17 protein-coding genes are annotated in these 15,937 nt (G+C 71.2%); 8 read left to right on the top strand and 9 right to left on the bottom strand.

Features of this window, described 5'->3' with window-relative positions; translation table 11 throughout:
• Positions 1–46 precede the first annotated feature (46 nt).
• The 3 genes from gcvH to ABT015_RS11255 all read left to right on the top strand — a co-directional run bounded on the left by gcvH (position 47) and on the right by ABT015_RS11255 (position 1,866).
• Positions 47–442 (top strand): glycine cleavage system protein GcvH, encoded by a 396-nt coding sequence (gene gcvH / locus ABT015_RS11265; protein ID WP_350878471.1) that lies wholly within the window; start codon positions 47–49, stop codon positions 440–442.
• Positions 443–687: 245 nt separating this feature from the next.
• A complete protein-coding gene (locus tag ABT015_RS11260) occupies positions 688–1,479 on the top strand; it encodes a Rossmann-fold NAD(P)-binding domain-containing protein (RefSeq protein ID WP_350878469.1) in 792 nt (263 codons plus the stop codon).
• A gap of 36 nt (positions 1,480–1,515) precedes the next feature.
• Complete coding sequence (locus tag ABT015_RS11255; RefSeq protein ID WP_350878468.1) at positions 1,516–1,866, top strand: hypothetical protein; 351 nt, start codon at positions 1,516–1,518, stop codon at positions 1,864–1,866.
• Positions 1,867–2,073: 207 nt separating this feature from the next.
• Here ABT015_RS11255 and mqnP read toward each other — a convergent pair whose 3' ends face one another.
• On the bottom strand, positions 2,074–2,979 hold the full coding sequence (mqnP, locus tag ABT015_RS11250) for a menaquinone biosynthesis prenyltransferase MqnP (RefSeq protein ID WP_350878508.1): 906 nt from the start codon (positions 2,977–2,979) through the stop codon (positions 2,074–2,076).
• Positions 2,967–4,424: a menaquinone biosynthesis decarboxylase gene (locus ABT015_RS11245; RefSeq protein ID WP_350878467.1), complete on the bottom strand. Its 1,458-nt coding sequence runs from the start codon at positions 4,422–4,424 to the stop codon at positions 2,967–2,969. The genes mqnP and ABT015_RS11245 overlap by 13 nt, the downstream gene beginning before the upstream one ends.
• A gap of 90 nt (positions 4,425–4,514) precedes the next feature.
• On the opposite strand from ABT015_RS11245, the gene ABT015_RS11240 reads away from it, so the two are divergent.
• The 4 genes from ABT015_RS11240 to ABT015_RS11225 all read left to right on the top strand — a co-directional run bounded on the left by ABT015_RS11240 (position 4,515) and on the right by ABT015_RS11225 (position 8,120).
• Positions 4,515–4,922: a PLD nuclease N-terminal domain-containing protein gene (locus ABT015_RS11240; protein ID WP_350878466.1), complete on the top strand. Its 408-nt coding sequence runs from the start codon at positions 4,515–4,517 to the stop codon at positions 4,920–4,922.
• 451 nt (positions 4,923–5,373) lie between these two features.
• Positions 5,374–6,975 carry an acyl-CoA carboxylase subunit beta gene (locus ABT015_RS11235; protein ID WP_063348880.1) on the top strand — a complete coding sequence of 534 codons (1,602 nt, stop codon included), beginning with the start codon at positions 5,374–5,376 and terminating at the stop codon, positions 6,973–6,975.
• An 83-nt stretch (positions 6,976–7,058) separates the two neighbouring features.
• Positions 7,059–7,268 carry an acyl-CoA carboxylase subunit epsilon gene (locus tag ABT015_RS11230; protein ID WP_063348879.1) on the top strand — a complete coding sequence of 70 codons (210 nt, stop codon included), beginning with the start codon at positions 7,059–7,061 and terminating at the stop codon, positions 7,266–7,268.
• Between the two features lie 234 nt (positions 7,269–7,502).
• Positions 7,503–8,120, top strand: coding sequence for a ScbR family autoregulator-binding transcription factor (locus tag ABT015_RS11225; RefSeq protein WP_350878465.1), 618 nt, complete (start codon positions 7,503–7,505; stop codon positions 8,118–8,120).
• A gap of 40 nt (positions 8,121–8,160) precedes the next feature.
• Here ABT015_RS11225 and ABT015_RS11220 read toward each other — a convergent pair whose 3' ends face one another.
• Positions 8,161–8,787, bottom strand: coding sequence for a ScbR family autoregulator-binding transcription factor (locus ABT015_RS11220; protein ID WP_350878464.1), 627 nt, complete (start codon positions 8,785–8,787; stop codon positions 8,161–8,163).
• A 350-nt stretch (positions 8,788–9,137) separates the two neighbouring features.
• Between ABT015_RS11220 and ABT015_RS11215 the strand changes: the two genes are divergently transcribed.
• On the top strand, positions 9,138–10,256 hold the full coding sequence (locus ABT015_RS11215; protein ID WP_350878462.1) for a ScbA/BarX family gamma-butyrolactone biosynthesis protein: 1,119 nt from the start codon (positions 9,138–9,140) through the stop codon (positions 10,254–10,256).
• A gap of 43 nt (positions 10,257–10,299) precedes the next feature.
• Here the strand turns inward: ABT015_RS11215 and ABT015_RS11210 are convergent, their stop codons facing one another.
• The 6 genes from ABT015_RS11210 to ABT015_RS11185 form a co-directional block, all read right to left on the bottom strand.
• Positions 10,300–10,686: a hypothetical protein gene (locus tag ABT015_RS11210; RefSeq protein ID WP_350878460.1), complete on the bottom strand. Its 387-nt coding sequence runs from the start codon at positions 10,684–10,686 to the stop codon at positions 10,300–10,302.
• Between the two features lie 140 nt (positions 10,687–10,826).
• Positions 10,827–11,951 carry a c-type cytochrome biogenesis protein CcsB gene (gene ccsB, locus ABT015_RS11205; RefSeq protein ID WP_350878458.1) on the bottom strand — a complete coding sequence of 375 codons (1,125 nt, stop codon included), beginning with the start codon at positions 11,949–11,951 and terminating at the stop codon, positions 10,827–10,829.
• 3 nt (positions 11,952–11,954) lie between these two features.
• The gene (resB, locus tag ABT015_RS11200; protein ID WP_350878457.1) at positions 11,955–13,721 is read right to left on the bottom strand and encodes a cytochrome c biogenesis protein ResB; all 1,767 of its coding nucleotides are present in this window, start codon (positions 13,719–13,721) and stop codon (positions 11,955–11,957) included.
• Between the two features lie 2 nt (positions 13,722–13,723).
• Positions 13,724–14,497 carry a cytochrome c biogenesis CcdA family protein gene (locus tag ABT015_RS11195; RefSeq protein ID WP_350878456.1) on the bottom strand — a complete coding sequence of 258 codons (774 nt, stop codon included), beginning with the start codon at positions 14,495–14,497 and terminating at the stop codon, positions 13,724–13,726.
• A complete protein-coding gene (locus ABT015_RS11190) occupies positions 14,494–15,099 on the bottom strand; it encodes a TlpA family protein disulfide reductase (RefSeq protein ID WP_350878455.1) in 606 nt (201 codons plus the stop codon). Before ABT015_RS11190 ends, ABT015_RS11195 begins: the two co-directional genes overlap by 4 nt.
• Before the next feature lie 162 nt (positions 15,100–15,261).
• Complete coding sequence (locus ABT015_RS11185; protein WP_079136296.1) at positions 15,262–15,909, bottom strand: histidine phosphatase family protein; 648 nt, start codon at positions 15,907–15,909, stop codon at positions 15,262–15,264.
• Positions 15,910–15,937 lie beyond the last annotated feature (28 nt).

Genomic DNA, 15,937 nt, shown 5'->3' with positions numbered 1-15,937 from the left:
ACTGACGATCCGTCAGTGCAGTCACCTCGACCTCGCGGAGATCCCCATGACCGACGTCCCGAAAGACCTCAAGTACACCAAGAACCACGAGTGGGTGCGGACCACCGGAAAGGACAAGGCCCAGGTGGGCATCACCGATTTCGCGCAGAAGCAGCTCGGTGACATCGTCTTCATCGACATCCCCACCGTGGGAAGGAAGCTCGAAGCCGAGGAGGCCTTCGGCACGGTGGAGTCGGTCAAGGCCGTGAGCGACATCTTCATGCCGCTCACCGGAACGGTCACCGCGATGAACGAGGGCCTGAACGACGAACCCGAGCTGGCCAACACCGACCCGTACAGTGACGGCTGGATCGTCGAGCTCACCGTGGCCAAACCCGACGAGCTGAAGCAACTGCTCACGGCCGCCCAGTACGAGGCCTACATCTCCGACCGTTCGGAGTAGCCGCCCCGGCCCTTGTGTACGGGAAGTCGGAGCCGCCGACTTCCCGTACACAAGGGCCGCCCGGTCAGGTGGCGGGGGCCGGGCCCCGGGCCCCCGATCGACTGTCGCCAACCGAATTGACGATCAATCGGCGCGCGAAGCACTTGGGAGCGCACGCGAGTTGGCGCGCGCCCGGTAGACGCTGGCACATGGACCCGAGACCCGTGCGCATTGGGCGTCTCATACTTCTCGCCTACGTTCGAGGCATGACAGAGAAGCGAGTTGATGAAGCATCACCTGTGCTGGTGGTCGGCGCCTCCGGAACGGTCGGGCGACACGTCGGGCTGCAGCTCGCCGCCGCCGGGGTGCGGGTGAGGACGCTGACACAGCAGGCCCTGCTCGACCCGTCGACACTGGAGGCGGCGGTCCAGGGGGCGGGCGCGGTGCTGCTGGGATGGCCGTTCGCGGAGGCGGACGGGGCGGCGGACGTGGTGGGGGTGCTGGCCCGGGACGTCGGGCGGGTGGTGTTCCTGTCGTCGTCGGCCGTCCGGGCCGAGGGCGAGGTGGAAGCGCTGCTCGCCGGGAGCGGGGTACCGCACACGGTGCTGCGGGCGCACGGGTTCGCCGCCGCGCTCCAGTGGGCGGAGGAGATCCGCTCCGGGGGCGCCGTGCACGGCTACGGCGGCGCGGCCGGACTGAACCCGGTGGACGAGCGGGACATCGCGGCGGTCGCCGTACGGGCGCTGCTTGAGGCTGGCCACGACGGCGCGCACTACCTGCTCACCGGCCCGGAGTGCCCCACCCAGGCGGAACAGGTGGGCATCATCGGCGAGGCCGCCGGCCGCCCGGTGACGTGGCGGGAGATCCCCCGCGAGGCGGCCAGGCACCGGATGCTCGCCAACCGCCAGCCCCAGGGCGCCGTCGACGGCGCCCTGGACTTCATCCACGCCCGCATCACCACCCCGAACCCGGCCACCACGACGGTCCGGGACCTCACCGGCCACCCGCCCCGCAACTTCCGCACCTGGGCCACGGATCACGCCGCCCTGTTCCGCTGACCCGGCTAGGCTCGGACGAGACGAGAGGAGCGCCCTGTGAGTCAGCCGGTGTCGAATGGAGCCGAACTCATCCCTCGACCTGAGAAGACCCCTGCGGCGATCAAGGCCGCGCTCGCCGTGGTGGCTGCCGACCGACTTCCGGAGATGGTGGAAGGGCGGACCAGAGCCATGGCGGCAGCCATCGAGGCAGGCAGCGTCAACCCGATCCGCGCGTTCGTCGCCCACTGGGCCGCCGTGGTGGAGATCGAACGGGTTCCGGCCACGGCACTGGCCTACCACCGGGCTAACTACCTGGCCAACCACGCGGCGACCGCTGAGGAGTGCCGCCGACACGCCACGGAGGTCGCCGTGCTGTACCGGTCCGCCTTCTCGGCGGTGAACGGGTGAGCTGGAGCTGGGAGTACCTGCCCAGCGAGGAGCATGTCACCGGCGGGGCACCGGCTGGTTTCCTCGCGGCAGTCGAGCAGAAGGCCGCCGAACTGGTTCGGGCAGCCGAGGCGCTCCACCTGGATGGCACCACGTACGAGGGCAGCGGCGAGCCCATGCTCCAGGTCTCCCAAGGCGACGGGGTCCACGCAAGTGGCTCCGCGGGACTCAGACCCCGATCCCTCGGATGACGAGGTCCAGCAGGGCGAAGACGAACAGCGAGATGCCCACGAACCCGTTGGTCTGGAAGAACGCCCGGTTGAGCTTCGACAGGTCGTTCGGCTTGACGATGGTGTGCTCGTAGACGAACGCCCCCGCGACGACGGCCAGGCCGACCCAGAACGCCGCGCCGGCGTGCGTCAGGAGCGCGAACCACCCCAGCAGGAGCGTCGTGATGACGTGGCACACCCGCGCGCCCCAGATGGCCGCCGGGATGCCGAAGCGGGCCGGCACCGACCGCACCTTGCCGTGCCGGTCGGACTCGACGTCCTGGCAGGCGTAGATGAGGTCGAAGCCGCCGATCCACACGCCGACCGCGACGCCCAGCACGAGGGCGTCCCACGACCAGGTGCCGGTCACCGCGAGCCAGGCGCCGACCGGGCCCATGGCCTGGGCGAGGCCCAGGATGGCCTGCGGGAAGTCGGTGAAGCGCTTGCCGTACGGGTAGACCACCATCGGCACGACGGCGACCGGCGCGAGCGCCAGGCAGAGCGGGTTGAGCATCGCCGCCGCGCCGAGGAAGACGATCAGCGCCACGGCCGATCCGGCGTACGCCGTCTTCAGCGACACCGCACCCGTGACGAGTTCGCGCGAGGCCGTGCGCGGGTTCCGGGCGTCGATCTCGCGGTCGATGATCCGGTTGGCGGCCATGGCGAAGGTGCGCAGGCCGACCATGCAGACGGTGACGATGAACAGCTCGCCCCAGTGCACCCGCTTGTCGGCGAGGAACATGGCCGTCAGCGCGGCGGTGTAGGCGAAGGGCAGGGCGAAGACCGAGTGCTCGATCATCACCAGGCGCAGGAAGGCCTTCGTGCGCCCGGGCGTCTCGACAGCGGCCGTGCTCACAGTCCGTATTCCTTCCAGCGGCGGGACACCAGGGCGGCGGTGGCCGGGTCCGACTCGACCATCTCGGGCCACCCGCCGTTCCGGGTGTACCCCTCCTCGGGGAGCTTGCGGGTCGCGTCGATGCCCGCCTTGCCGCCCCAGAACTGCTGGTAGGAGGCGTGGTCGAGGTGGTCGACCGGGCCCTCGACGACGGTGAGGTCGCGGCTGTAGTCGACGTTGCCGAAGGCCCGCCAGGCGACCTCCTGGTAGTCGTGCACGTCGCAGTCGGAGTCCACCACGATGATCAGCTTGGTCAGCGACATCATGTGGGCGCCCCAGATGGCGTGCATCGTCTTCTGGGCGTGCTTGGGGTACTTCTTGTCGATCGAGACGATCACGCAGTTGTGGAAGCCGCCGGCCTCGGGCAGGTCGTAGTCGACGATGTCCGGGATGATGATCTTCAGCAGCGGCAGGAAGAACCGCTCGGTGAACTTGCCCAGCGGGCCGTCCTCGGTCGGCGGGCGGCCGACCACGATGGACTGGAGGATCGGGCGGCGGCGCATCGTCACGCAGTCGATCTTCAGCGCCGGGAACGGCTCCTGCGGGGTGTAGAAGCCGGTGTGGTCGCCGAACGGGCCCTCGGGGAGCATCTCGCCGGGCTCCAGCCAGCCCTCCAGCACCACCTCGGCGTCGGCCGGGACCTGGAGCGGGACGGTCTTGCAGTCGACCATCTTCACCCGCTCCCCGGCGACGAAGCCGGCGAACAGGTACTCGTCGATGTCGCCGGGCAGCGGCGCGGTGGCCGCGTAGGTCACGGCGGGCGGGCAGCCGAAGGCGATCGCGACCGGCAGCCGCTCGCCGCGCTTCGCGGCCACCGCGTAATGGTTGCGGCTGTCCTTGTGGATCTGCCAGTGCATGCCGATGGTGCGGCGGTCGTGCCGCTGGAGCCGGTAGAGCCCGAGGTTGCGGATGCCGCTGTCCGGGTCCTTGGTGTGGGTGAGGCCCAGGTTGAAGAAGGAGCCGCCGTCCATCGGCCAGGTGAACAGGGCGGGCAGCTCGTCCAGGTTGACGTCGTCGCCGGTGAGCACGACCTCCTGGACCGGCGCGTCACCGGACTTCACGTGCCGGGGCGGCACGTGCGCCATCGAGGCGAGCTTGCCGAAGGCGTCCCGGAAGCCGGTGAAGCCCTGCGGCAGCTCGGGCTTGAGCAGGCCGGCGATCTTCTCCGCGATGTCGTCCGGGCCCTTGAGGCCGAGTGCCTTGGCGAGGCGCCGCTCGGTGCCGAAGACGTTCATCGCGAGCGGCATCGTCGAGCCCTTGACGTTCTCGAAGAGCAGCGCGGGGCCCTTGGCCTTCTGGACCCGGTCGACGATCTCGCCGATCTCCAGGTGCGGGTCCACCTCTGCCTTGATGCGCTTGAGGTCGCCCTCACGGTCGAGTGCCCGCAGGAACGAGCGGAGATCGTCGTATGCCATGTCTGTCAGTATCCGCCACCGGATAGCCTGGCTCCGTCAAGGGCCCCGGGAAGGCACCCGCCCCGACCGCCCCGCAGGGAGATCGCCGCCGTGCTGAGAATTCTTCTGACCATCGTCCTTCCGCTCGCGCTCTGGGTGTGGGCGTTCATCGACTGCCTGACCACGCCCGAGGACCAGGTGAAGCACCTGCCCAAGCCGGTGTGGGTGCTCATCGTGCTGCTGTTCCCGCCGGTGGGCCCGATCGCCTGGCTGGTGGCCGGCAAGCAGCGCGGCCTCCTGCGGACCGGCGCTCCCGACGACGCCGACGGCCGTCCGGGGCAGCCGGTCCGGCGCGACGGCCGCCCGCTCGCACCGGACGACGACCCCGAATTCCTCGCCTCGTTGAAGAAGAGCGACAAGGATCACGAGGACATGCTGAAGCAGTGGGAGGCCGATCTGCGCCGCCGCGAACAGGAGCTGCGGGGCGAGGACGAGCCCGAGGACGGCCGAAAGAGCTGATCGGAGCCACTGGGGGGATCCCCCGGACAGCCCACCCGGACGGCACCGGGTGGGCTGCGGTGTTTTTGGCGCTTCCCTACGACTCGGCGCCCTCTAGCACGGATCCGCACCGGTGCCCGACCGGACTTGAGCGGGGCTTGAGCAAAGCGCTAGAGAGCCGCCCTACATTACTGAACGACGGCCCTGACCTGCACTTTTCTTCATGTTCAGATCATCGGACCATCACCTGACCGACAGCCCCCGGTATGCGAACGGACACCCAGTGCTCCGGCTTCGACACCACCGCTTCTGTGCAGGCCTGACATCTAAACGGACCTGACCTTGTACGGAATCGACGCCGAAACCAACGCACGGCCCCTCGTACAGTCATAAGTGAAGAAAGTGATTCGCAGCCGGGGGCACAGCAGACGTTGGCTGTCGGACAGTTCCCTCACCCTTGGAGTGGTTCGAGATGACGGTTGTGCATGAGGCGCCAGTCGACGGCGAGGTCCCCGAGGTCGCGGCCGACGCCCGCGGGCGGGTCGCCGAGCTGCACGAACTGCGCGAGAAGGTGCGGCGCGGCCCCAGCGAGAAGGCCACCGAGGCCCAGCACGCGAAGGGCAAGCTGACCGCCCGCGAGCGCATCGACCTGCTGCTGGACGAGGGCTCCTTCCGCGAGGTCGAGCCGCTGCGCCGGCACCGCGCCCAGGGCTTCGGCCTGGAGGCGAAGAAGCCGCACACCGACGGCGTGATCGTCGGCTGGGGCACCGTGCACGGGCGGACCGTCTTCACCTACGCGCACGACTTCCGGATCTTCGGCGGCGCGCTGGGCGAGGCCCACGCGCAGAAGATCCACAAGATCATGGACATGGCCATCGCGGCCGGAGCACCCCTGGTCTCCCTCAACGACGGCGCCGGCGCCCGCATCCAGGAGGGCGTCACCGCCCTCGCCGGCTACGGCGGCATCTTCCAGCGCAACACCAAGGCCTCCGGCGTCATCCCGCAGATCTCCGTCATGCTCGGCCCCTGCGCCGGCGGCGCCGCCTACTCCCCCGCGCTGACCGACTTCGTCTTCATGGTCCGCGAGACCTCCCAGATGTTCATCACCGGACCCGACGTCGTCCAGGCCGTCACCGGCGAGAAGATCACCCAGAACGGCCTCGGCGGCGCCGACGTCCACGCCGGCGTCTCCGGCGTCTCCCACTTCGTCTACGACGACGAGCAGTCCTGCATCGAGGAAGTCCGCTACCTCCTCTCCCTGCTCCCCCAGAACAACCGCGAGATGCCGCCCCCCGCCGTCAACGACGACCCCGTCGAGCGCCGCAACGACACCCTCCTCGACCTCGTCCCCGCCGACGGCAACCGCCCCTACGACATGCGCAAGGTCATCGAGGAGATCGTCGACCACGGCGAATACCTCGAAGTCCACGAACGCTGGGCCACCAACGTCCTGTGCGTCCTGGCCCGCATCGACGGCCACGTCACCGGCATCATCGCCAACCAGCCCCAGTCCCTCGCCGGCGTCCTCGACATCAACGCCAGCGAGAAGGCCGCCCGCTTCGTCCAGATGTGCGACGCCTTCAACATCCCCCTCGTCACCATGCTCGACGTCCCCGGCTTCCTGCCCGGCGTCGACCAGGAGCACGACGGCATCATCCGCCACGGCGCCAAGCTCCTCTACGCCTACTGCAACGCCACCGTGCCCCGCATCCAGCTCATCCTGCGCAAGGCCTACGGCGGCGCCTACATCGTCATGGACTCCCGCTCCATCGGCGCCGACCTCTCCTACGCCTGGCCCACCAACGAGATCGCCGTCATGGGCGCCGAAGGCGCCGCCAACGTCATCTTCCGCCGCGACATCAACGCCGCCGAAGACCCCGACGCCATGCGCGCCCAGAAGATCAAGGAATACAAGAACGAACTGATGCACCCGTACTACGCGGCCGAACGCGGCCTCGTCGACGACGTCATCGACCCCGCCGAGACCCGCCAGGTGATCGCCTCCGCCCTGGCCATGCTCCGCACCAAGCACGCCGACCTGCCCAGCCGCAAGCACGGCAACCCGCCGATGTGACGCCCGCGCCCACGCGCGGCCCGCAGCACGCAGTTCCGAGCGACCACCACACACCACAAGCCACCGGGGGAGAAAACCAGACCATGACTGCTTCCGCCGAACCCCTCGTCCGTATCGTCCGCGGCTCGCTCTCCGACGAGGAGCTGGCCGCCCTCACCGCCGTGCTGATGGCCCGGGCGGCCGTCGCGCAGCAGGCCGCCGCGACCGCGCAGGTCGAGCCGATCGCCAACTGGCAGCGCCTGGAGCGCCGCCCGGCCTACTACTCGCCGGTCAGCTGGCAGCAGGCCGCCTGACGGCCCGGATCCTCCCGCGACGGCCGGTCACCCCACCCGGGTGGCCGGCCTTCCGGCCTTCCGGCCTTCCCGGCGGCCGGAGCCACCGGGCCAGGCCGGTCCGACCACCGGGTGTCCGTTCCGCCCCGGCGCGGCTCGGTAGAATACCTACTGGACGGTATGCGGCCCGCCGCCCCGTCGGCCCCCATAGGATCGGCCGCTGCCGATGGACCAGAACTATCCAGGGAGGCTGCGATGGCCAGGCAGGCCCGCGCGCTGGCGACCCGCCAGACGGTACTCCTCGCGGCGGCCGAGGTGTTCGACGAGCGGGGCTACGCCGCCGCCACGATGTCCGAGATCCTGGACCGGGCCGGTGTCACCAAGGGCGCGCTGTACTTCCACTTCCGCTCCAAGGAGGAGCTGGCGCTCGCCGTCATCGAGGGGCAGGGCGCCTGGCTGGGCACCTGGCAGCCGTCCTCGGACAGCCCGGTCCAGACCCTGATCGACCTCGGGTACGCCTTCGCCCACGCCCTCCAGGACGACCCGCTGGTGCGCGGCAGCATCCGGCTGACGATCGAGCACGGCAGCTTCACCCAGCCGCAGATCGCCGCCTACCAGGGCTGGTCCGACGTGGCCCGCGGGCTGCTGGAACGCGCCCGGGACGCCGGGGACCTCCACCCGGGGATCGACCTGGCGGCCGCCGCCGGGGTGATCACCGGGGCCGTCACCGGGATCCAGCTGAGCTCCCAGGTACTGACCGACCGGCGGGACCTCATCCAGCGGATGTCCGACCTGTGGACGCTGGTGCTGCCCGGCCTGGTCCAGCCGCACGCGCTCGCCCGGCTGAGCGTCGCCGAACGCGTGCCCTCCTAGGGGCTCCGGGGGCTTTCCGCCCAGGGCCGCCCGGGGCCGCTCAGAGCCGGTAGCCGGCGCAGTGCTCCACCGCCACCAGGGCCGGCAGCGCGGCCGCCCAGAGCCGGGCGACGGCCTCCGGCCCGGGCCGGTCGGCCTCCTCGGCGGCGAGCAGTACCTGGCCGGCCGCCATCGTCGTCAGCAGTTCGGCGGCGGCCCGGCGGTCCAGCCCGGGGCGCAGCTCGCCGGCCTCGGCGGCGCGGTCGAGCAGCCGGTGGACGACGGCGGTGAGGCTGCGCCAGGCGGCGTCCGCGCCGGGCGGGCCGTCCGGGGTGTCGGCCCGGGGCGGGCCCTGGCGGCCGAGCCGGACGCCGGCCCGGACCATCACGTCCTCGCGCAGCAGCCGGGCGAGTTCGTGCGAGAAGTCGATCAGTCCCTGGAGGGCCGGTCCGCCAGAGCGCAGGGCGCGCAGCGCGGCCGAGCCGACCTCGCGCCCGGCGGCGGCGCGCACGCCGTCGGCGAGGGCCTGCTTGGAGACGAAGTGGAAGTAGAGGGCGCCCTTGCTCACCCCGGCCCGGCGGCTGATGTCGACCAGGCTGGCGGCCTCGAAGCCCACGCCGGCGAACGTGTCCGCCGCGGCGAGCAGCACGGCACGCCTGGTCCGCCCCGCACGTTCCTGCTTGACCACTGGCCCCCTCCGGACTCGGCCGGACGCGTTTCCCCCCGCCCGCCCCGCTGCTGTCGGCGCGCCGCCGTTGGGGGCGACGCCTCGCATGCGGACGGCGCCGACCGAAACCGCATGGTTGGTATCTAATCTAGCTCCTTCGCGGACCCCGCCGTCCAGTGGGGAGCACCCCCACCCCGGGCCTGCCGCCCCCCGGGCGGCCATTACCCCAGTCCAGGGGAGGGGTAGCGTGGTCGCGTCGGGCTGCGCGGCAGGGGCCACCCCAGACGCAGAAGAGAAACCGGGTGGTCTGTATGTTTTATCTCAGGCGACCGTACCGGCCGCTCGACCGTCACCCTGGAGTGGGGCCCGTCATGCCATTGATCGTAGAGCCGGACGCCCACGGTCCGTACGCCCACCCCGGTCCCGGCTACGACTTCCACGAGCGGACCGTCTCCCGCCACCTGGTGCACCGCACCTCGGTGTCCGAGGTGTTCCTCACCGGCTGGCAGGCCACCGGTCCGTACGACTTCCTGCTCGGCGCCCAGTGGCCCCGGCTGCACGCCTTCTACCGCCTGCCCGGGGACCGCTTCCACGACCCGGTGCTGATGGCCGAGACCATCCGGCAGGCCGGACTGCTGATCGGCCACGCCGGCTTCGGGGTGCCGCGCGGCCACCACTTCGTCATGGAGGACCTCTCCTACGCGCTCGGCCCGGACGGGCTACGCGGCCTGGCCGTCACCACCGGACCGGCCTCGCTGATGCTCGCGGTCGGCTGCGAGGACGTCCGGATGCGGCACGGCCGGCTGGTCTCGCTGCGGGTGCACATCGACATATCCCGGGACGGCCACCCGATCGGCCGCGGCTCCGGCCAGTTGCGGGTCGTCTCCCCCGCCTCCTACGCCCGGCTGCGCGGCCCCGAGCGGCAGACCGCCGCCCTGCCCCGGCCGCCCGCGCCCACCGCGCCCGAACTGGTCGGCCGCGCACAGCCCACGGACGTCGTGCTCAGCCCCACCCTGCGGCCCGACACCTGGCTGCTGCGCACCGACGCCGGGCACCCGGTGCTGTTCGACCACGAGCTGGACCATGTGCCCGGGATGCTGGTGCTGGAGGCCGCCCGGCAGGCCGCCCAGCGGCTGCGCCACCCCGAACCGGTGGTGCCGGTCGAGCTGGTGACGTCCTTCGACCACTACATCGAGCTGGACCGGCCCTGCCTCGTCCAGGCGGTCCACGAGCAGGCGCCGGACGGCCGCCGGCTGCCCGTCCGGGTGCTGCTGGTCCAGGACGGGCGGACGGCGGCCGACTGCCGGCTGCTCACCGAACCCATCGACGGGCCCGCCGACGGATCGGCGGACAGGCCGGCCGACAGACGGGGTGACAGACCGGGTGACAGACCGGGCGAGCCGCCGACGGTACCCGCCCGGCGGGAGGCCTTCGACGACCACCCCGCCGGCCAGGGCATCGGCAGCCCCCGGCTGCCGCTGGCCAGTTGAACCGGCCTCCCCTGAGCGCCCCCTGGGCCCCCTGGGCCGCCCGCTAGGCGGCGACCAGCGCCGACGGCCGACCCGCGTGCATCACGCTGAGGTTGGTGGCCAGCCGGACCGGGTCCTGGGCCAGCCAGAGCCGCAGCGCCGCGCCCAGCATCGCGCTGGCCGACTCGATCCGGACCTCGGTGACCTGCGCGATCCGCGCCGCGCCGGGCACCAACAGGTCGGCCAGCGGGGTCGGCAGCCAGACCGTCAGCGCGCACGGCGCCGGCGCCGCCAGGGCGCCCAGCAGACGGTAGGCGTCCCCCGGCGAGCTGAGCGTGGGGATGATGTCCAGCAGGCCGTCGGCCACCACCTCGGACACGTCGCTGCGGTGTCCCTGGGCGAGCCGGCGGAGCAACGTGCGCTCGGCGGCGGTGATTCGGACGGTCAGCATGACCTCGTCGCACTCCATTGCGCGATTTCCTCCTCGTTCCTCCCCGTGCCGGCCGGCGGCCGGCACGAACTACCCCTGTCGCACCTCGGCCCGGCTACCTTCTGCGGAGAGCCGGGCCGGTGGGTGACTGTGTGCCCCGGTCAGATCCCCGCGTAGGAGTGCTTGCCGGTGACGAAGATGTTCACGCCGTAGTAGTTGAAGAGCCAGCAGGCGAAGGCCGCCAGCGCCAGGTAGGCCGCCTTGCGGCCCTTCCAGCCGGCCGTCGCGCGGGCGTGCAGGTAGCAGGCGTAGGCGACCCAGGTGATGAACGACCAGGTCTCCTTCGGATCCCACTCCCAGTACTTGCCCCAGGCCGCCTCGGCCCAGATCGCGCCCGCGATGATGGTGAAGGTCCAGAGCGGGAAGACCAGGGCGTTGATCCGGTAGGACAGCTTGTCGAAGGTGGACGTGGCGGGCAGCCGGCGCCAGATCGACGCCGGGGTGCCCAGCGGGCCGGTGGTCAGGCCGGCCGCGATCCGCTTGTCGAAGGAGTCCTTGCCGAGGTACAGCAGCGTGGCGATGAACGCCGCGTAGAAGGCGCCACCGCAGAAGATCGCGGTCGAGACGTGGATCGCCAGCCACGGCGAGTGCAGCGCCGGGACGAGCTGCTCGGAGTCGGTGTAGAGCACCGTGGTGGCGATGCCGAGGGTCAGCAGCCCCGCGAGCACGACCGGCAGGCCGAGCCAGCGGACGTTCTTCTTCGAGGCCAGCAGCACCAGGTACGCCGCCGTCATGGCGAAGGCGAAGGCGCAGGAGAACTCGTACATGTTGCCCCACGGCCAGCGGGAGACCGAGAGGCCGCGGGTGACGATGCCGCCGGCGTGCAGCAGGGCGCCCAGCACGGTGAGCGAGACCGCGATCCGGCCGGCCAGGTCGGCGCGGGTGCTGTTGCCGGCCGCGCCCGGACCGTCCTCCTCGTCCGCGCCGCGCCCGCTGGTGACCACCGTCGCGCCCTCGCCCGCCAGGGCGGTGCGGGTGAGCGTGGTGGTGCCGCCACCGGCCCCCGCCACGGTGACGGTGACCTTCTTCGCGCCCTTGGTCCCGGCGACGGTCTCGGACAGACTGCCCGACTGCTCCGTCGAGCGGACGGCGACGGCGCCCTTGCTGCCGAAGGTCCACTCGATCATGTGGGCGAACATGGCGAGCGTGTAGACCACCATCGCCGAATAGATCAGCTTGTTGGAGAGGTCGGCCAGCTGTGGGTCGACCCCCGAGGCGAGATGCACCGTCTACTCCTTGGAGTTCTGGTCGGCAGGGACTGCGGGTTCTGCGGGTGCGTCCGAAGCCGCGGGGCCTTCGGCTGTGGGGCCTTCGGGCGCGGGGCCTTCGGGTGCGGCGTCGTCCTCGTCCTCCGACGCCGGGGCGTCGTCCTGGAGGTCCACCGCGAGTTCGGCCAGCTCCTCGGCGATCTTCGCCGACTCACTGCGGGCCAGACCGGCCAGCTCCACCTGGGTGCCGCCGCCCGGCAGGGCGACCGCGCGCACCCAGATCCGGCGGCGCTGCACGAACAGCGAGCCGATCAGGCCGAGGATCGCCAGCACCGCACCGGTCAGGGCGATCGTGTTGCCCGGGCGGTGCGAGACGTTGAAGCTGGCCCACTGCTTGTAGCCCTCGAAGGTGACACTGCCGTAGCCGTCCGGCAGGTCCCAGGCCTGGCCGGGCTTGAGCCGGGCCTTGGCGGGCTGGCCGTCCTGGGTCAGCTGGGTCAGCTTGCGGGTGTTGAGCTGGTAGATGTTCTGCGGCAGGCCGGAGTCGGTGCCCAGGTCGCCCGCGAAGGCGTTCAGCACCAGCTCGGGGGCGGCGTCGCCGGGGAAGAGCGAGACCGGGCCGGTGCCCTCGAAGCTCAGCGGCGCCGTCGGCAGGAAGAAGCCGGAGAAGCCCATCTGGGTCGAGCTGCCGTCCGGTCCGACGCCGTAGTCGGAGACCTTCACGACACCGGTCGAGGTCAGGTTGCCGTCCTGCGGCAGGAACGGCACGGCGCCCCGGTAGACGACGTCGCCCTTGCCGTTCTTGACGGTGATGACCGGGGCGTAGCCGTGGCCGATCAGGAAGACCTTGCTGCCGCCGATCTCCAGCGGGTGGTTGACCTCGATCGTGCCCTGCTTGAGCTTCGAGGTGTCCTCGCCCGCCGTGTACTCGACGTTCGCGGTGAACTGCCGGGCGGCGCCGATCTGGTCGCCCTTGTCCTGGAACTTGGCGGTGAAGCCGTTCAGCTTCAGGTAGAAGGGGTCGAGGTCCTCGGTGCCGTAGAACCGCGTGCCGTTGAAGTCGTCGAGCTGGGTGATGGTGTTGGAGTAGCCCTCGCCCTCGACCATCAGCTTGCCGCCGGTGCCGGACGCCAGGCTGGCCCAGGCGAAGCCGCCGAGCAGCGCGAACAGCGACATGTGGAAGAGCAGGTTGCCGACCTCGCGCAGGTAGCCCTTCTCGGCGGCCACCGAGCCGCCGGCCAGGTTGGCGCGGAACCGGCGCTTGCGCAGCAGCCGGTGGGAGGCGGCGTTCACCGCGTCGGCGTCCGCCTCGGTGCGCCAGGCCGCGTAGACCGGCATCCGGGTCAGGTTGCGCGGCGCGGTGGGCGGCTGGGCCCGCAGCACGCCGACGAACTGCCAGGTGCGCGGGACGATGCAGCCGGCCAGCGAGACGAACAGCAGGATGTAGATCGCGGAGAACCAGACCGAGCTGTAGACGTCGAACAGCTGGAGCTTCTCGTAGATCGGCGCGACCGTGGTGTGGTGCGTCTTCCACGCCTCGACCTTGAGCAGGCCCTGGCCGTTCTGGTACTGCGGGATCAGCGAGCCCGGGATGGCGGCCAGCGACAGCAGGAAGAGCAGGATCAGCGCGACCCGCATCGAGGTCAGCTGGCGCCACATCCAGCGCGCCCAGCCCAGCACCCCTATGCCGGTCGGGCCCTCGGACTCGACCGGCGCGGTGCTGAGCCGCTCGGCGGCCGCGTCGTCCGGCGCCTGGGGCAGCTCGGCCTCGGTCGTGGTCTTGCTCACGGTCAGATTCCGATCGAGAAGTCGGCGGTCCAGGACTGCAGTTCGCTCATCGTGGAGTCCCAGACCCCGGTGACGAGCAGCAGACCGACCGCGACGAGCATGCCGCCGCCGATCCGCATGACGAGCGGGTAGTGCCGCTTGACCCAGCCGAAGGCACCCAGTGCCCGGCGGAAGGCGAGCGCGGCCACGATGAACGGTACGCCCAGACCGAGGCAGTAGAAGGTCATCAGCAGGGCGCCGCGCTGCGCGTCGGCCTGGTTCAGGGCCAGGTTCTGGACGGTCGCCAGGGTCGGGCCGATGCAGGGCGTCCAGCCGACGCCGAACACCACGCCGAGCAGCGGGGCGCCCCACAGGCCGACCGCCGGGCGGCGGTGGGAGCGCACCTCGCGCATGCTCAGGCCGGGGACGAGGCCCATGAAGGCGAGGCCCATCACGATGGTCAGCGCGCCGAGCACGATCGAGATGACCCGCTGGTGCTCCTTGAGGGTGTCGCCGAACTGGCCGAACAGCGCCCCGCCCGAGACGAACACCGCGGTGAAGCCGAGGATGAACAGCGTCGCCCCGAGCAGCATCCGGCCGCGCCGCGCACCGCGGGCGTCCGCGAGGTCGGCGGCGGAGAAGCCGGTCACGTACGACAGGTAGCCGGGGACGAGCGGCAGCACGCAGGGCGAGAAGAACGAGACCAGCCCGGCCGCCAGCGCGATCGGCGCGGCCACCAGCAGTGCCCCGCTCTGGAGGGTCCCGGTGTTGTCGGCGAGCTGTAGCGGCAGGCTCACTGCTTCGGCTCCGCGACCACCGGCTGGAGGATCGACTCCAGCGCGTCCTGGGTCGTGCCGCCGACGGCGCGGGCGGCCAGCTTGCCGTCGCGGTCGACGATCAGGGTGGTCGGGAGCGACTGCAGGCTGAGGCTGCCCTTGGGGAACTTGAGCAGCTGGGTGCCCGCCGGGTCGAAGATGCTCGGGTAGGTGACGCCCTGCTCCTGCTCGAAGCGGACGGCGTTGGTCTTGTCGCTGTCCCGGGTGTTGACGCCGAGGAACTGGACGCCCTGGTCCTTGTACTTCTCCGAGACGGCCTGGAGGCTCTTCGCCTCGGCCCGGCACGGCCCGCACCAAGAGCCCCAGACGTTCAGCACCACGACCTTGCCCTGGTAGTCCGAGAGCTTGGTCTGGCCGCCGTCCAGGGTCTGCCCGGAGATGTCCGGCGCGCTCCCGCGCTTGCCGATGTCCACCTTGGACAGGTTGGTCCCCTTGACGGTGACGAAGCCGACCTGGCCTTCGCCGCTGCCCGACGAGCCCGAGGAGGAACAGCCGGTGAGGACGAGCGCAGCGGCGGCGACAGTGGCGGCGGCTGCGGCGACACGGGGACGGGGGCGCGCCATGGCAGACATGTGAAAAGTTTCGCATGGAGTTCCGGGCAGGTTCGCCGGGGTCCTCCCTAGCGCGTCGCACCCCCTCTGACCTGTGACGGAGTCGGGCCGCCCGGTTCTCGCCGGGCGGCCCGATCCCATACTTACGCGGGGTTTACCAACGGCCCCGCGGGCTCACGCGCCGAAGCTCTTGCCCACCGGCTTGTCCTTGCCGCCCTTGCCGATCAGGTGCGCGGGCAGCAGGTCGCGGGCCGGCTCGCGGTAGCCGACCGAGACGATCTTGTCGCCCTCGAAGGTGAAGCTGGTCAGCGAGGCCAGCGAGCACTGCCGGCGGCGCGGGTCGTGCCAGAGCCGGCGGCGCTCGACGAAGGAGCGGACGATCCAGATCGGCAGCTGGTGGCTGACGCAGACCGCCTCGTGCCCGCGCGCGGCGTCCCGGGCGGCGCCGAGCGCGCCCATCATCCGCACCACCTGGTCGAGGTAGGGCTCGCCCCAGGAGGGCTTGAACGGGTTGGTGAGGTACTTCCAGTAGCCCGGGTTCCGCAGCGAGCCGTCGCCGACGCCGAAGGTCTTGCCCTCGAAGATGTTGTCCGCCTCGATCAGCCGCTCGTCCGCCGCGACGTCCAGGCCGTGCGCCTTGGCGATCGGCCCGGCGGTCTCCTGGGCCCGCTCCAGCGGGGACGCCACCACGTGGGTGATGTCCCGGCCGGCCAGGTCCTCGGCGACCCGCTCGGCCATCTCCCGGCCCAGCTCGGACAGCCGGTAGCCCGGCAGGCGCCCGTACAGGATGCCCTCCGGGTTGTGCACCTCACCGTGCCGCATCAGATGGACGACGGTGATCTCTTTGGCG

The sequence above is a fragment of the Kitasatospora sp. NPDC094016 genome (assembly GCF_040304045.1).
Lineage (GTDB): Bacteria > Actinomycetota > Actinomycetes > Streptomycetales > Streptomycetaceae > Kitasatospora.
This window is presented reverse-complemented; position numbering and strand designations above follow the sequence as displayed.

Coding starts and splice junctions, on each gene's coding strand:
- gcvH (WP_350878471.1), top strand. CDS start 47: ATGACCGACGTCCCGAAAGACCTCAAGTACACCAAGAACCACGAGTGG.
- ABT015_RS11260 (WP_350878469.1), top strand. CDS start 688: ATGACAGAGAAGCGAGTTGATGAAGCATCACCTGTGCTGGTGGTCGGC.
- ABT015_RS11245 (WP_350878467.1), bottom strand. CDS start 4,424: ATGGCATACGACGATCTCCGCTCGTTCCTGCGGGCACTCGACCGTGAG.
- ABT015_RS11235 (WP_063348880.1), top strand. CDS start 5,374: ATGACGGTTGTGCATGAGGCGCCAGTCGACGGCGAGGTCCCCGAGGTC.
- ABT015_RS11230 (WP_063348879.1), top strand. CDS start 7,059: ATGACTGCTTCCGCCGAACCCCTCGTCCGTATCGTCCGCGGCTCGCTC.
- ABT015_RS11225 (WP_350878465.1), top strand. CDS start 7,503: ATGGCCAGGCAGGCCCGCGCGCTGGCGACCCGCCAGACGGTACTCCTC.
- ABT015_RS11215 (WP_350878462.1), top strand. CDS start 9,138: ATGCCATTGATCGTAGAGCCGGACGCCCACGGTCCGTACGCCCACCCC.
- ABT015_RS11210 (WP_350878460.1), bottom strand. CDS start 10,686: ATGCTGACCGTCCGAATCACCGCCGCCGAGCGCACGTTGCTCCGCCGG.
- ABT015_RS11190 (WP_350878455.1), bottom strand. CDS start 15,099: ATGGCGCGCCCCCGTCCCCGTGTCGCCGCAGCCGCCGCCACTGTCGCC.
- ABT015_RS11185 (WP_079136296.1), bottom strand. CDS start 15,909: ATGCGGCACGGTGAGGTGCACAACCCGGAGGGCATCCTGTACGGGCGC.